General features: G+C 42.4%; 7 protein-coding genes and 1 pseudogene. 6 read left to right on the forward strand and 2 right to left on the reverse strand.

Annotation, left to right across the window (positions count from 1 at the left end; genetic code table 11):
* From ACM0OZ_RS45080 to ACM0OZ_RS45090, 3 genes are all read left to right on the forward strand, one after another.
* Positions 1-568, forward strand: a 568-nt coding sequence (locus ACM0OZ_RS45080) for a phosphopantetheine-binding protein (RefSeq protein ID WP_414589460.1), incomplete at its 5' end; no start/stop codon positions are given.
* 6 nt (positions 569-574) lie between these two features.
* Positions 575-5,221 (forward strand): SDR family oxidoreductase, encoded by a 4,647-nt coding sequence (locus tag ACM0OZ_RS45085; RefSeq protein ID WP_414589462.1) that lies wholly within the window; start codon positions 575-577, stop codon positions 5,219-5,221.
* 983 nt (positions 5,222-6,204) lie between these two features.
* Positions 6,205-9,477 carry a non-ribosomal peptide synthetase gene (locus ACM0OZ_RS45090; protein ID WP_414589464.1) on the forward strand — a complete coding sequence of 1,091 codons (3,273 nt, stop codon included), beginning with the start codon at positions 6,205-6,207 and terminating at the stop codon, positions 9,475-9,477.
* A 438-nt stretch (positions 9,478-9,915) separates the two neighbouring features.
* Here the strand turns inward: ACM0OZ_RS45090 and ACM0OZ_RS45095 are convergent.
* Positions 9,916-10,299: pseudogene (locus tag ACM0OZ_RS45095) on the reverse strand (transposase); the annotation flags it as partial.
* Between the two features lie 558 nt (positions 10,300-10,857).
* Here ACM0OZ_RS45095 and ACM0OZ_RS45100 point away from each other — a divergent pair.
* Positions 10,858-12,474, forward strand: a complete 1,617-nt coding sequence (locus ACM0OZ_RS45100; RefSeq protein WP_414589466.1) for a serine hydrolase domain-containing protein — start codon at positions 10,858-10,860, stop codon at positions 12,472-12,474.
* Between the two features lie 159 nt (positions 12,475-12,633).
* On the opposite strand, the gene ACM0OZ_RS45105 is transcribed toward ACM0OZ_RS45100, so the two are convergent.
* Positions 12,634-12,918, reverse strand: a complete 285-nt coding sequence (locus ACM0OZ_RS45105) for a transposase (RefSeq protein ID WP_414589468.1) — start codon at positions 12,916-12,918, stop codon at positions 12,634-12,636.
* Positions 12,919-13,050: 132 nt separating this feature from the next.
* Between ACM0OZ_RS45105 and ACM0OZ_RS45110 the strand changes: the two genes are divergently transcribed.
* Positions 13,051-13,983, forward strand: a complete 933-nt coding sequence (locus tag ACM0OZ_RS45110; protein ID WP_414589470.1) for an SGNH/GDSL hydrolase family protein — start codon at positions 13,051-13,053, stop codon at positions 13,981-13,983.
* A gap of 168 nt (positions 13,984-14,151) precedes the next feature.
* A complete protein-coding gene (locus ACM0OZ_RS45115) occupies positions 14,152-15,795 on the forward strand; it encodes a cyclic peptide export ABC transporter (RefSeq protein WP_414589472.1) in 1,644 nt (547 codons plus the stop codon).
* Positions 15,796-16,001: the final 206 nt, after the last annotated feature.

Genomic DNA, 16,001 nt, shown 5'->3' on the forward strand with positions numbered 1-16,001 from the left:
CTCCCCTGGTGAGAAGCGTTTGGTAGCTTATGTCGTTACCAATTTACCTTCAGAACCTGCCAGCAAGGAATTACGTAGTTTTCTCAAGAACAAGCTACCAGAATATATGGTGCCCTCGGCATTTGTGATTCTGGAGACACTACCACTAACACCTAACGGTAAGTTAGACCGCAAGGCATTGCCCGTACCTGATTTAGCACGGGCTGAGATGCAAGAAGCTTATGTCGCGCCTCGAGACGAAATGGAGCGCACCATCACGGCTGTTTGGCAAGAGGCGCTTCACTTAGAGAAAGTAGGTATTTACGATAATTTCTTTGATCTAGGTGGTCATTCGTTGCTCATCATTCAGGTACATAACAAACTACAAGAAGTTTTGACAAGGGATATTTTAATCATTGAATTATTCCAATATCCAACCATCAATTCTCTAAGTGAATACTTAAACAAAGAACGAGTTGAACAACCTTCTTTTGAACAAAGTTTGAAGCGAACTGAGTTCCGTAGGGAAGCAATGAGACAAAGAAGGCAATTTAGACAAACCAATCAAGTAACAAAAAAGAGTGAGTAGTTTAAAATGAACAATTTAAGTACATTCGATGGATCTAATGACATAGCTATCATCGGTATTGTTGGTCGTTTTCCAGGAGCTAAAAATATTGATGAATTTTGGCAAAATCTGCAAAATGGGGTAGAAACAATCTCTTTTTTTTCTGATTCAGAATTGGAGGTTTCAGAAGTTGACCTGTCTACTCTAAAAGAGCGCAATTATGTTAAAGCAGGCGGTGTCCTTGAAAACATAGAATTGTTTGATGCCTCATTCTTCGGCTTCAATCCCAGAGAATGCGAAATCATGGATCCACAACACCGCCTCTTTCTGGAGTGTGCTTGGGAAGTCCTTGAAAGTACTGGCTATGATCCTGAAAGGTATGAGGGCAAAATTGGTGTCTATGCTGGCGTAGGGATTAATACTTACTTTTTGAATAACCTTACCTCGAATCGTAGCCTCATCCAATCAGTTAGTAATATGCAAATTAGGATTGGAAATAGCAGCGATTTTGTACCTACGCTTGTGTCTTACAAATTAAACTTAAAGGGCACAAGTGTCAATGTTCAAACTTCCTGTTCCAGTTCATTAGTTGCTGTTCACCTAGCATGTCAAACCCTGCTAAATGGTGAGTGCGACATGACTTTAGTTGGTGGAGTTTCAATAGTAGTTCCACAAAAAATCGGTTATTTTTATCAAGAAGGAGGAATTTATTCTCCTGATGGGCACTGCAAAGCCTTTGATTACCTCTCACAAGGAACTGTGAGAGGTAATGGGGTGGGAATTGTTGTTTTAAAGCGTCTGGCAGATGCTATCTCTGATGGAGACTACATTCATGCAATTATTAAAGGTTCGGCTGTCAATAATGATGGTTCTTCAAAAGTTGCTTATACAGCACCCAGTGTAAACGGTCAGGCAGAAGTGATTACAGAAGCTCTTGCCATGGCTAGGGTTGACCCAGAGACTGTCACTTATGTGGAAGCACACGGGACTGGTACGTCGTTGGGTGACCCTATCGAAATCGCTGCACTGACACAAGCTTTTCGCACCAGTACTGAGGCAAAGAACTTTTGTGCTATTGGTTCCGTGAAAACGAATATCGGACATCTGGATGCAGCAGCTGGTATTGCAAGCTTAATCAAGACTGTCTTGATGCTTAAAAACAAATCGTTGCCCCCTAGCTTGCATTTTAAGCAGCCTAATCCTAAGATTGATTTCGTAAACAGTCCCTTTTATGTTAAAAGCTCTCTTTCTCCGTGGAAAGTAGATCAACACATCCGTCGGGCTGGGGTTAGTTCTTTTGGCGTTGGTGGTACTAATGCACATGTGGTTTTAGAAGAAGCCCCTATTATTGAAAGCTCAAGCAAATCCAGACCTTGGCATTTATTGGTGCTATCTGCTAAAACAAGCTCGGCTCTAGAAACTTTGACTGTAAATCTGACTGACCATCTCAAGAAGCATTCTGATATTAATCTGGCGGATATTGCTTATACCTACCAAGTGGGTCGAAGAACTTTCCCTTACCGACGAATGCTCGTTTGCCACGACATTAATGATGCTGTGAGCACGCTCGTTACCCAAGATCCAAAACGAGTTCTAACAGTCTTTGAAGAACGTACTCATCGGTCTATCGCTTTTATGTTTCCAGGACAAACCGCTCAGTACGTAAATATGGCGTTAGAGCTTTACCAGCTTGAATCAGTCTTTCGTGAACAGGTCAATTTTTGTGCAGAGTACATAAAACCGCATTTGGGTCTTGATCTCAGGGATATAATTTTTCCCAACAAGGAGTATATACAAGAAGCAGCGCAACAGCTGAATCAAACTTTTATCACACAGCCAGCGCTATTTATTATTGAGTACGCCCTAGCCAGATTATGGATGAGTTGGGGTTTGCATCCGGAAGCAATGATTGGTCACAGCATTGGAGAATATGTAGCTGCGTGCATAGCTGGGGTTTTCTCCTTGGAAGACGCATTAACGCTGGTTGTTGTACGAGGAAGACTCATGCAGCAACTACCCCATGGTGCTATGCTTGCAGTTCCACTTCCCGAGGCAAAAGTGCGACCACTGCTGGGCAAGCAACTCTCCATAGCCGCGTTCAATGCATCGTCTCTCTGCGTAGTCTCGGGTCAAACAGAGGTTGTGGAGAAATTGCAAGACACACTTGCTGAAAAAGGTATTGTTTGTCGTCGTCTCAAAACTTCCCATGCCTTTCATTCCCACATGATGGAACCAATTATCAAGCCATTCTTGGAGCATTTACACAAAGTCAAGTTAAAAGCTCCCAACATTCCCTTTGTGTCCAACATCAGTGGTACTTGGATCAAAACAGCAGAAGCGACAGACCCAAACTATTGGGCGCAACAACTCAGGCAACCAGTCCGCTTTAGCGAAGGGATTACTAAGTTGTTAAATCAGTCAGAGCGAATCCTGCTGGAAATTGGTCCAGGACAGATGTTGAGTACATTAGCGCGGCAACATCAACAAGGTGAGCAGGTTGTGATTTCTTCGTTACGCCATCCACAGGAGCAACAGTCAGATGTAGAAGTTTTGTTGAAGGCATTAGGTCAACTCTGGCTGATGGGAGTGCAAATAGACTGGCCCAGCTTTTATACTCAAGAGCAACGACAACGTTTGCCCTTACCTACTTATCCATTTGAGCGTCAGCGTTACTGGATTGAACCTCAAAAGCAGATAAGCAACATCGATACTTTCCAGTTCTTATCAAGTAAAAAACCAGATATTGCAGATTGGTTTTATATTCCTTCCTGGAAGCGCTCTGCACAGTCACAGATATCTAAGCAGAGAAATTTGGTAGATGAAAAGCAATGGTGGCTGGTATTTATCGATACCTTTGGCTTGGGTGCCCAAATAGTAAAACAACTGGAACAAAAAAACCAGAATGTAATTACTGTAACGATAGGTAAACAGTTTGTTAAGCTAAGTGAGAATAAGTACAGCATTAATCCTGAACAATCCAATGAACATGATGCGTTAATCAAAGAACTTTACGAACTTGGCAAGATCCCAAAAGTGATTGTTCATTTATGGAGTATTACAGCTAATGAGACTGTAAACTCAGGAGTTGATTTCTTTGAGAAATGTCAGAATTTAGGTTTCTATAGCTTACTCTTTCTGACACAGGCATTAAGAAAGCAACGCTTGATTGATGCTCTCCAAATCAGGGTCTTGTCAAACGGTATATGTGAAGTAACTGGAGAGGAAGTTTTATTCCCAGAAAAGACGACAGCATTAGGACTTTATAAGGTCATCCCGCAAGAACATCCCTATATAACTTGCCAGAGTATTGACGTTATTCTTCCCAAATCAGGAAGTAAACAGGAGGAGAAACTAGTAAACCAAATCATAGCAGAACTTTATACAGAACCTTTTGACTTAACTATTGCCTATCGTAGAAATCATCGATGGGTGCAAACTTTTGAAGCAAAGCGATTGGAGGCTCCGAGCGATAGGACAACACGGTTAAGGCAGAGAGGAATTTACTTAATTACAGGTGGACTAGGAAACATCGGTCTTCTGTTGGCGGAGTACTTAGCACGAACAGTCAGAGCTAAACTTGTACTGACAGGGCGTTCAACCTTTCCCGAGAGAGACGAGTGGCAACGATGGCTAGAGACACATGATGAGCTCGATGGTGTGAGTCGCAAGATCCAGAAATTGCAGATAATTGAAGAGTTAGGTGCAGAAGTCATGGTTGTCAGCGCAGATGTTGCCAATCAGGAACAAATGCAAAAAGTTATTGCTCAGGCATATGAGCTTTTTGGGGAAATTCATGGTGTTATCCATGCAGCAGGAATTGTTGGCGAAAATTCTCTTTGCTCTATTCAAAAGATAGGTCGATCTGAATGTGAGTTACACTATCAGCCGAAAGTGCGGGGATTATTTGTACTCGAAAAAGTTTTGCAGGGAAAAAAGCTTGATTTTTGTGTATTGCTGTCATCCTTATCATCTATCTTGGGAGGATTAGGGTTTAGTGCTTGTGCAGCAGCAAACGTATTTATGGATGCTTTCGCTCACAAGCACAATCAGATAAGTACTATACCCTGGATCAGTATGAATTGGGATGGTTGGCAATTTGGAAAAAAAGAACAAACCGCTTCTGTTGGAACCACTGTGGTTGAATTGGCTGTAACACCTGAAGAAGGGATAGAAGCTTTTGAGCGTGCTTTGTTCTCAAGCCTATTAAATCAGATCATTATCTCAACTGGAGATTTGCAAACCAGAATTAATCATTGGGTTAAACTTGATTCTCTACAAAACACGGAACATTCAAAAAGAAATTCATCTTCGCGTCATCCAAGACCAAATTTGCCAAATGTTTACGTTGCCCCTCGCAATGAGCTTGAACAAACTGTTGCCAACATCTGGCAAGAATTATTTAACATTAAGCAAATAGGTATCCACGACAACTTCTTTGACTTAGGGGGGCATTCTCTGCTGGGTATTCAGCTTGCTTCTAGATTAAGAGAAATCTTTCAAGTTGAGTTACCTCTGTGCCACTTGTTTGAAATGCTTACAATTGCTGAAATATCTTCAGAAATTGAGAGGATAAAGGACACTGGTTCAGAACTTCGAGAGCCATCGATAGTACCTCTTTCTCGGGAGGCACATCTCGTGAAGCTGTCTACACTTATGAAGGATGCAGGTACTTAGTAACTCAAGTTGCTAGTTATGTATCCAGGTGATCGCATTGGTTAGTAAAGCAATAAAATGCCTTCCAGAGGAAAAATCGGAGGGGCTGATGTTAAATAAAACTATTGTTGTCTATGCTATCATTGAAGATATGCTCAAGACGTTCGCGAAGCGTGCTGGAGGCAATTGCTCACAAAGAAGACTGCCGGACAGAAATGACCGATGCAGAAATTATTACAACTGCAATCGTTGCGGCAATGTTTTTTGATGGAAATCATAGAAAGCCTTATAGCTAATATGAAAAACCATCATTCTAATACCAAATATGTTAGAAAAATCACGATTTAACCGACGATTATAAAATGATGGTTGCGCTACGCGCAACCACCAACTTGCCTGTTGGCGAGCGCACGCTTCTTCGGATGATAAGCACTCGAGCCTTTATATTTGAGCTTAAGTCCTGCGATTTCTTGTTCTGCAAATACGTGTTTCTATTTACTTACAAAGCCTAAAGAAACTTCTAAAATATTTCCAATAGTCGAAATAGCATAGTTTTGCATCACCATTTTTATAACCAGTGCCCGTTTCAGTTATCTAGGATCTGGGTTGGCTTGATTGAATTCTATCAACTCTTCCATAAGTACCGCCATGCACTTTATCAGTACTACCTATGGTTAGAGTATCAACAACTGTGATTTTTTACAAATGATGCGCGGATTTCTATATGTCAAGGATACGCACCATTCCTCAACTGCAGATTAATGCTTAGGCTCGTAACTTCGCTTTGAATCTATATCGTGACCGTAGGTTGGAAAATATGGCTCAAGTTTAACGATTATGTTCTTTTGACTTAAACACACTCAAGCAACTTTTTAGAATGAAATAACCCTGCATCATGAGTGAGTTCAAATCCTATCTTATAAATTGATAGAATGGCTAACTAAAAAGCTACGTTTATTATTTCTATATAGGGTATAACACACGTTGAAAGTAAGGATAATCTAATGAAAAAAGAGAAGATGGAATGTTATAGGCTTTCACCACAGCAGAAACATTTATGGCTATGGCATAAGGATAGCCTAATCTATCGTTCTGTGTGTGCTGTAATTGTGGAAGGGGAGTTAAAAAAAGATATCGTTAGTAAAGCTTTACAGAAAGTTGTTGCTCGACATGAGATTCTCCGCACCACCTTCCGCTTAGAGCCAGAATCCAATATCCTACTACAGGTAATTTCAAATAATAATAGTTTATCATTTAACGTTATTGATCTGAGTCATGAGAACCTAGAAAAGCAGGAGCAGGAAGCTAAACTAGAAGAGCTTTTTCGAGAACAAAGGCAAATTTTGTTTCATTTTGAACAAGAACTGCCTTTGCACATACATCTATATGTTTTATCAAGACAAAAGCATATCCTGCTTGTCAGTCTGCCGTTTCTTTGTGCTGATACATGGACATTCAAAAATCTAATTCGTGAAATTAGTTGTCACTATGCTACATACTTGCATGGAAATAAGCCGCTGGGTGAAGTAATACAATACGCAGATTACTCCGAATTACAAAATGAGTTAATTGAAACAGAAAGCACTAAATTAGGTAGAGAGTATTGGAGTAGGAATAATTTAAAGGATTTTCCTGAATTGATTCTTCCTGGTGAAGGAAAGTTGTTTGAAAAACCTGTATTTTCTCCAGATTCTCTATCCGTGATGATTGATTCTGCTTCAATCGCAAAGATTGACACAATTGTGCAAAAGTATAACACTTCTACATTTGTATTGCTTCTATCATGCTGGTACATTCTGCTGTATCGTTTTACAGAGCAGCAGGACATAATCATAAACACTCTTTTTCATGGTAGAAACTATAAAGCGTTACACTCAGCACTAGGGCTTTTTACTAGATGGCTACCTATTCATTGTCATCTTGAAAATGATGTTCAGTTTACTGAAGTTTTGGAAAAAGTCAATCAAGCTATTTTAGAGGTTTATGAGTGTCAAGGTGATCTAAGCTGGGAAGAGCAATTAGGTGAAACGCAAAATGCCTTTGCTCATTCATCACTTCCTATCTGTTTTGAATTTGAAGATCTATCGTTGGAATATTTAGACTCTAATGTATCATTCTGCATTTGCAGACATTATAGTCCTACAGGGGTATTCAAAGTCAAAATATCCTGTGTTCGGTTGGCTGATTCTTTCTTAGTAGAAATTTACTATGATACTGCCCTGTTTCAATTTGAGACCATTAAACACCTTGCTGAAAATTTTGAGACCACGTTAAAAAATATTATTGATAACCAGGACACCTCAGTCAGTAGATTGAATATTTTGAGCGCTGCAGAACAGCATCAAATATTAGTAGAGTGGAATGATACCTCGGCAAATTACCCCAAAAATGTGTGTATCTGTGAGCTATTTGAGGCTCAGGTAGAGCGAACGCCAGATGCTGTAGCAGTGGTATTTGAGCAAGAACAACTCACCTACAGAGAATTAAACTGCCGAGCCAATCAACTGGCGCATTACCTGAGAACTTTGTGTGTGGGACCGGAAGTGCTAGTGGGTATTTGCATGGAGCGATCGCTGGAGATGGTGGTGGGAATACTGGGCATCCTCAAGGCAGGGGGGGTGTATGTGCCCTTAGATCCCCTGTATCCGAAAGAACATTTAGCCTTCATATTAGCAGATACTCAAGTCTCAGTGCTGGTAACCCAGCAGCGATTGGTCAAAAAACTTCCCAATTACGAAGCACAGGTAGTCTGCTTAGACACAAGCTGGGAGGACATTGCCGGATTAAGCAGGGAAAATCCTGCCAACGGGGTGATGCCTGAGAACTTAGTTTACGTAGTCTACACCTCAGGTTCAACGGGAAAGCCCAAAGGAATCGGTATGTCCCACCTTTCCCTTACAAATCTACTAAATTGGCATTTTGCCAAACTATCCAGAGGAACACGGACTTTACAATTCGCCTCAATGAGCTTCGATAATAGCTTCCATGAGATTTTTTCTACCTGGTGTTCTGGTGGCACTTTATTCTTAATTTCAAAAACATTGCAACTAGATGTTGCAGGTTTAGCACGCTTTCTCTTGGACACCGCTGTTGAAAAGCTCATCCTACCCGTTGTCGTGCTACAGCAGCTGGCTCAGGAATACAGTTCTCAGGAGCAACTTTACATAAACTTTAAAGATGTTGTTAGTACTGGTGAGCAATTACAAGTAACTACACCCATCATCAAATTATTCAAACGGTTGCCAAACAGTTCCTTACAAAATCAATACGGACCATCTGAGAGCCATGTAGTTACAACTTATACACTAGAGTCAATTCCAGATTGCTGGTCAACACATCCTTCTATAGGTCGCCCGATCGCCAACACCCAAATTTACCTGCTGGATCAACACCTAAATCCGGTTCCCATTGGAGTACCAGGAGAACTACACATTGGTGGTGTCAGCTTAGCTCGCGGCTATCTCAATCGCCCCGATTTAACAGCTGAAAAGTTTATTCCCAACCCCTTCAGCAACGAGCCATGCACACGACTTTACAAAACCGGGGATTTAGCCCGTTACCTACCAGATGGCAGCATTGAGTATCTTGGTCGCCTAGATCACCAAATAAAAATCCGTGGCTTTCGCATTGAGCCGCAGGAAATCGAGATGGTGCTAAGTCAACACCCCACCGTGCGGCAGAATGTTGTCATATTGCGGGAGGATATAATCGGCTGCAAGCGCTTAGTAGCCTATGTCGTCCCTAACGAGGAGTTGACCCCCACGGCTAGTGAATTATACAGCTTTCTAAAGCAGAAGCTGTTAGAGTACATGATTCCTTCCGCCTACATAATGCTGGACGCCCTACCACTGACCTTAAATGGCAAAGTGGATCGCCGTGCACTTCCGGTACCGGAAATAGCAAGACCAGAACTGTCAAAGGCTTTCGTGGCTCCTCGAACTCCGGTAGAAGAGTCGATTACAGAGATATGGGCTCAGGTTTTAGGTCTTACACAGGTAGGAATCTACGACAACTTCTTTGAGCTAGGAGGGCATTCCTTACTAGCCACCCAAGTTATTTCTCGGGTGCGTGATGCCTTCCAAGTAGAGCTGCCCGTGCGAAGCATACTAGAAACACCCACTGTGGAAGGTCTAGCCTTAGCAGTTACACAATTACAAGTTGATCGGGAAGATGTGCAAGTTGATCGGGAAAGTGACGGAGAGATAATTCAAATCATGGAAGAATTAAAACATTTATCTGAAGAGGATTTAGAGAATATACTGAACGAGCTCATGTAAAACCGATGGAAGTGTCAGAAATGAGAGCTCAATGGGGAGGTGTTATCAAACTGTTGTTAAATGTTTAAACCAAACTCGTAGCGGTTAATGATTGGACTTTGGACAACCTCCATACTCAAGTGATTATCATTATACATAGAATGTCACTGTTGTACCCACTGGCCAGTTCAGGAGTTTGGTAACTATATGGTATTTTTACAATACCTTTGCCAAAATAAGAGCCTACAAAAATTTTGGCAAAACTGGCAAAATGACCTATACATGAACATTTAGCTTACAACGTAGCTTAGACTCTCAAACCCTTGATACTGCGGGCAATACGTTAAAAAAACCTTGCGGGAAACCTTGAAGGAATTTTTAGGACTTATTGTTTTTGCCAAGCCTCAGAAAAAAGGGAGTGGATACATTAACTCACCCTCGTAAATTGGCGAAGGTATTGATACTTACTAATGATAATGTAAAGAACGATAGTCCTGATATGGGTTTGTTCATTAAACTGGAAAAGAACTTATCCAACCCATATGTTTCTTTGCCTGCTTTCGTGATTACTACCTCGTCCCCTGCTAGTAAATACTCATCTTCTGGACAAAACAGATGCCGTCGAAAAAATAGCCAGAACACTGTCGCCCACGGTATGACTGTATGAAAGAATCTAAACACTGTTCGATAACTGCCACCCATCAGAGTCCAACGTGATATTCCCAGCATCGTAACTCGGCCGCTCATAGCTAACATCGCCATAATAATTTGGTTCATTTGCCGTATCGTTGTCACTTTAATTTCTGGTAGTAGGCATTGCAGCAGTGCTAGTATGTCGTACATGGGCTGTATGTAGCTCTTGAGTTGTCGTTTTGGAAGACAATAACTCTACTACATTAGCCCTCCCTCTTCATACTCTTTTTTTGGCGAAGGTATTGATTATATGATTCTTTATAACGCTAGGTTACATATTCAGTGTTTATCCTGATATATGCAAGATATCAGGTATAAAGCTGTCTTGGAGGTACTTTATTAATAGGCAGTGATGCAATCGCGAATAATTTTTCGGACTTTATTTTTGCCAAATTGGGATGCTCCCCAGTTACAAATGTTTAGGACTGCATTACACTCTTCCAAAAGTTTGATATCACCACCGCTAAGAGAATAACGGCAATACCACCGGACGCATTGCAAGAGAGTGTGTTGTAAGCTATATTGAGGGTTAACAAAAACCCTGTCAGCGCTTTCCAAAAAACCCTCAATTTTAGGTATCCAGATTTGACAGTTTCCTTGTGGAACTTACGTCTAACTGAGGCTTATATAGTACAAAGTTGTGTTAAAAAGTCTCACTTCTTCAAGAGAAACTTCATACTATTCAAAGCTAAGCTCGGAAACAACCACATGACTCAGTTTCAAGCAGCATTTGAGCGGTTAGAACAGTTTATCAAACAGCATAGGCAGCTTGCCAACATACCAGGCGTTGCAGTGGCATTAACTAATTGCTCTGAACTACTCCATCTTACTACGGATGGCTACGCTGATTTGTCAGCCCAAACTCCCATTACCCCTGATACCCTATTTGAAATCGGCTCGATTGGCAAATCCTTTACCTGTATTGCCCTGCTACAGCAATACGAAGCGGGAAAACTTGATTTGCACGCGCCCGTTAAGGAGTATCTTCCCTGGTTTCAGGTGCAATCAACTTACGAGCCAATTACGGTTCACCATTTGATGAGTCACACTGCCGGGATTATTGGCACATACTCAAAGATACCGGACTCCCGTTATGAAGTTTGGGCTTTGCGTAATACAGAAGCAGCTTATCCACCTAGTAAACATTTCCATTATTCAAATGTGGGCTACAAGGCGTTAGGATTTCTCCTAGAAGATTTACTAGGTCAGCCTTATCCTCACATCATCCAATCACATATTCTTGACCCTCTAAGGATGAAGGCAACTGTAGCAGCAATTACGCCCCAAACTCGTACACGTGCTGCAGTTGGATACCAAAGCATTTACGACAACCGTCCATTCCATATCAACTATCCCCTTGTACCAGCGCCTTGGGTTGAATATGGTACTGGTGTTGGGAGCATTGCCTCTTGTGCTATGGATATGGCAATCTACCTGCGTATGCTCTTGAATCATGGGCAGGGAGACGGGATTCGCCTTCTATCTGAAGACAGTTTTAACCTGATGACCCAGCGTGTCATTGGTAAAGCGTGGCATGAGAGTTTGTTCTATGGTTATGGTCTGATTGTCTATGAGGTTGACGGTCATACTCACATTGCTCATAGTGGAGAAACTACCGGTTTTAACGCGCTTATCATAGCTGATCTAAACGAAGGTTTAGGTGCAGTTGTCTTGATGAACGGCTCAGGAGTGCCAGCTTATATTACAGAATTTGCCATGAAACTTTTACGTGCTGCTCTCCGCAATCAAGAACTGCCACCAGTACCGACACCTCCCGACTCTACGCTGGTAAATAATGCAGATGAATACGCAGGAGTCTACCAAGCAGACAAGCAGCAACTGGTACTGATAAGCCAAGACCAGAAATTATTGTTACAGTATGCGGGTGAAACGATTCCTCTGAAGCGTCGTGGCAAGGACACGTTTTGTGTAGAACATCCTGATTTTGCCCTGTTTTTCTTGACTTTTGGGTGGGAAGGTAAGCGAGTTGTAGAGGCATTTCATGGTGCTGATTGGTACGTCAACCAGCATTACACCGGAACGCTTTCATTTGAATATCCTGAGGAATGGAGAGCTTACGCCGGTCATTATCGTTCCCACAACCCCTGGTTCAATAATTTTCGCATTGTCTTACGTAAAGGGGCGTTGGTACTTCTTTATCCAATGGGTAGTGAAAAGGTATTGATCCCTTTAAGGGATTGCACATTCTGTGTTGGAGATGTCAATTGCTCCCCAGAACGCTTGCGCTTTGACACCGTGGTAGCCGGTAAAGCGCTCCGGGCTAACTTTTCAGGCTGTGACTACTATCGAACCCCGATGTCGTAGTTGCTGCACCATTCATGGGTTGTATTGCAAAAACTGTAGATGCTCGGGCAGATATACGAGAATACAGATTGTCGATAGCTTAAGCACCAAAGTTGATGAACCGCAAGCACCCCTTCATTTGTCGCTCATGAAACTCTTTTTTCGTTTCACAAAACAAATTTATGTCACTTGTTGGTTCAGCTTTACCACTTGTAAATGTTCAAATGTTCCATCAGTACGCCATTGCTTTAACCATCGGTGCGATGAGCTTTTTGATGCCCAGATATCCCCACGTGGTATGTCACACCATCGATATCCAGTAATCAGAATGTACAACAGACTATTTAATACATGACGATATGGCGCATGAGGCATTCCTTTACCACGCTTTTCTGGTTCCTTTGGAAATATATCTTCAAACAACTTCCATTCCAGGTCACTTAATCCTTCAAAACGTCCAGCCATAGTGTAATACATTCTTCCCACTTAAGAAGTAGATTACCACAGTTTTACATTAGTGGGATAGATTCTTCTATGTTCTTTTACCACAATTTAATTATTTTTCGGAGATGTCTATTGGGATAATGTTGAGTAAAAATGAAAAAACAAATTTTAACAGCAGGTTTTGTCCTCTTGTCTTGCATGTTGCCGCTTAAAGCTTTAGCTGTAGGTTTTAGCCAAATTTTTGTCTTTGGCGATAGCCTCTCTGATATTGGCAACGTGTTTGATGCTACAGGAGTTCCCCCAAGCCCACCCTACTTTCAAGGACGTTTTTCCAATGGTCCGGTCTGGGTAGAGTATTTCGCATCCAATCTGGGATTAAGCTCTAAGCAGCAAACCAATTTCGCCTTCGGTGGTGCCACCACAGGAATTGATAACACAGGTGCTCCAAACTTACCAGGATTGAGCCAGCAGATCAAGGACTTTACAGCAGCTAATTTGAAAGCTGACCTAAACGCGCTATATGTAGTGTGGGCTGGTGCAAATGATTACCTTGGTAATAACGTTACTGACCCTAGCGTGCCAGTAATTAATTTGACAAATGCGGTGACATCACTCGCTACAGCCAACGCTAAAAATATCATAGTGATTAACTTGCCGGATTTGGGCAAGCTTCCTGGTATACACGGTGATAGTCAGATTTCCACTGAACTCAGCACTTTAACTGCATTTCATAACTCCGGCTTGAGTGCAACCCTTGCTGCTTTAAGCCAGCAACTTGGTATAAACATAATCCCTTTCGATATTAGTTCCCTATTTAATAGAATGCTAGCAACTCCGGAAGAATTTGGTTTCACCAATTTAACCGACTCTTGCCTAAACCTCTCTAATTTCACAACCTGTCCTAATCCCAACGAGTATTTGTTTTGGGACGACATCCATCCAACGACACGTGGTCATTGGCTAATAGCAGAATCAGCCTTGTCAGCGCTGAAACCTGCGTTGGTTCGAGAACCTTGTGCGACGTTGGGTATGTTGACGCTTGGTGTTTTGGGTGTGAGTTCGATGCTGAAGCGCAAACAAAAATAAATAACGAAATCTTGAACTGGACACAACAAAGTACTTTATTTGAAAATAAAAGACTTGTCGCTTAATAACCTTTTCTTAATCTTAGACCTCTAGATGGCAGGGGTTACAGGTTGCGAAGAAGGCGACAACTCTAAAGTTTTGGACTGAAAGCAAAATAGCAGGCAAACAATGAATATTATCCGCCTTCTCCTACAGACTTCCTGGTTAGTTGTTGCCTTGGCTGCGATCGCTAGTTTCATCAGTGGGGCTAGCAGTGTAGGTCTGATTGCCCTGATTAATACGGTCTTGAGCCGTGGTCATTCATCAACAGTCACACCAATCTTCTGGCGCTTTTTCAGTTTGTGTCTTTTGCTACTTGTCGCTCGTTTTGCCTCTCAAGTTTTGTTGGTTCGCCTTTCCCAAAGAGCAATCTTCGACCTGCGTATGCTCTTGAGCCGCCGCATCCTGGCCTCTCCCCTACGTCGCTTGGAAGAGATAGGCGCTCCTCAACTTTTGACGCTCCTCACAGATGATGTCCAATCTGTCTCCAATGCCTTTTTTGTAATTCCCATCCTCTGTGTTGACAGTGCCATTGTAGCTGGCTGCCTCATCTACATGAGCTGGCTCTCTAAGACGATGTTTTTGGTGATGCTTGGCTTTTTGGTTCTCGGTATGTACAGTTATCAGGTGCTGGAGAGGAACGCCAGGCATTCCCTTGTCCTGGCCCGTGAGGAGCAGGGGCGTTTATTTAAACACTTCCGTGCCATTACTGAAGGCATTAAGGAACTCAAACTCCATCACCAGCGTCGCCAGGCCTTCCTTTCTCAATATCTCCAGCCGACTGCTGCCTCCTACCGCCATCATAATGTTGTTGGGATGACTACTTTTGCCGCCGCTGCCAGTTGGGGTCAACTCCTTTTCTTTATTGCTATTGGCCTGTTTCTCTTTGGCTTATCTTGTCTGATAGAGGTCAAAAGCTCGATTTTGTCTGGCTATGTTCTGACAATTGTCTACCTGATGACGCCCTTGGCTGAAATCATGTCCGTACTTCCTAGCTGGAGCAGGGCTAGCGTTGCTTTGAAAAAGGTTGAGTCTCTGGGTCTAGGATTGGCAACTTACTCAGCTGAAGGCGGCTCGATTGCTCAGCCTACTTCGCAATTTGCTTGGAAATGTCTAGAACTGGCAGGGGTAACCCACGCTTACCGGGGGGAGCGAGGGGAAAATAACTTTATCCTTGGTCCGATTGACCTAAAGCTCCACCCTGGGGAATTAGTTTTTCTAGTAGGGGGTAACGGCAGCGGTAAGTCTACCCTTGCCAAGCTAATCACAGGGCTCTACATCCCTGAAACCGGGAAAGTTTATCTTGATGAAAAGCTCATCACTGACGAAAATTTAGAGTGGTATCGTCAGCATTTTTCGGCTGTCTTCTCCGACTTTTATCTGTTTGAGAAAATTTTGGGTTTGAGTAGCTGCGACCTTAAAATTCGGACACGGGACTATCTAGCTAAACTTCAGCTTGAGCACAAAGTTCAAGTCAAAAATGGTGTATTTTCGACCACTGATCTATCTCAAGGACAGCGTAAGCGCCTCGCCCTACTCACGGTCTCCCTAGAGAACCGCCCTATCTACGTATTCGACGAGTGGGCTTCAGACCAAGACCCCATATTCAAGGAGATTTTTTACACTCAGATCTTGCAAGAACTGAAAAGCAGAGGCAAAACTGCACTGGTTATCAGCCATGACGAGCGGTATTTTTATCTGGCAGATCGGCTCTTTAAATTAGATTACGGCAAGCTGGAGTATAAGGGAGAGCGAAAAATTTTGAAGGGTTGAGTGCTGTAGGTGTTGCGGCTTGCAAAAATCATCACCAAAATCTGACAAGAGCCCACTTTATACGCGAATTGCGTCGTCTCAAACCCTTGTAACTCCGTTGTCCAAATTTCATGTTGTGCTCGAACCGAGAGCGATTTTTTTCGGGGGAGATGGTACTGGCAATGCGGTAAGATGACCCAATGAGCGATTCTGAGCAACTTGTTATC

This window comes from Scytonema sp. PCC 10023 (genome assembly GCF_963920835.1).
Taxonomy (GTDB): Bacteria; Cyanobacteriota; Cyanobacteriia; order Cyanobacteriales; family Nostocaceae; genus Kalymmatonema.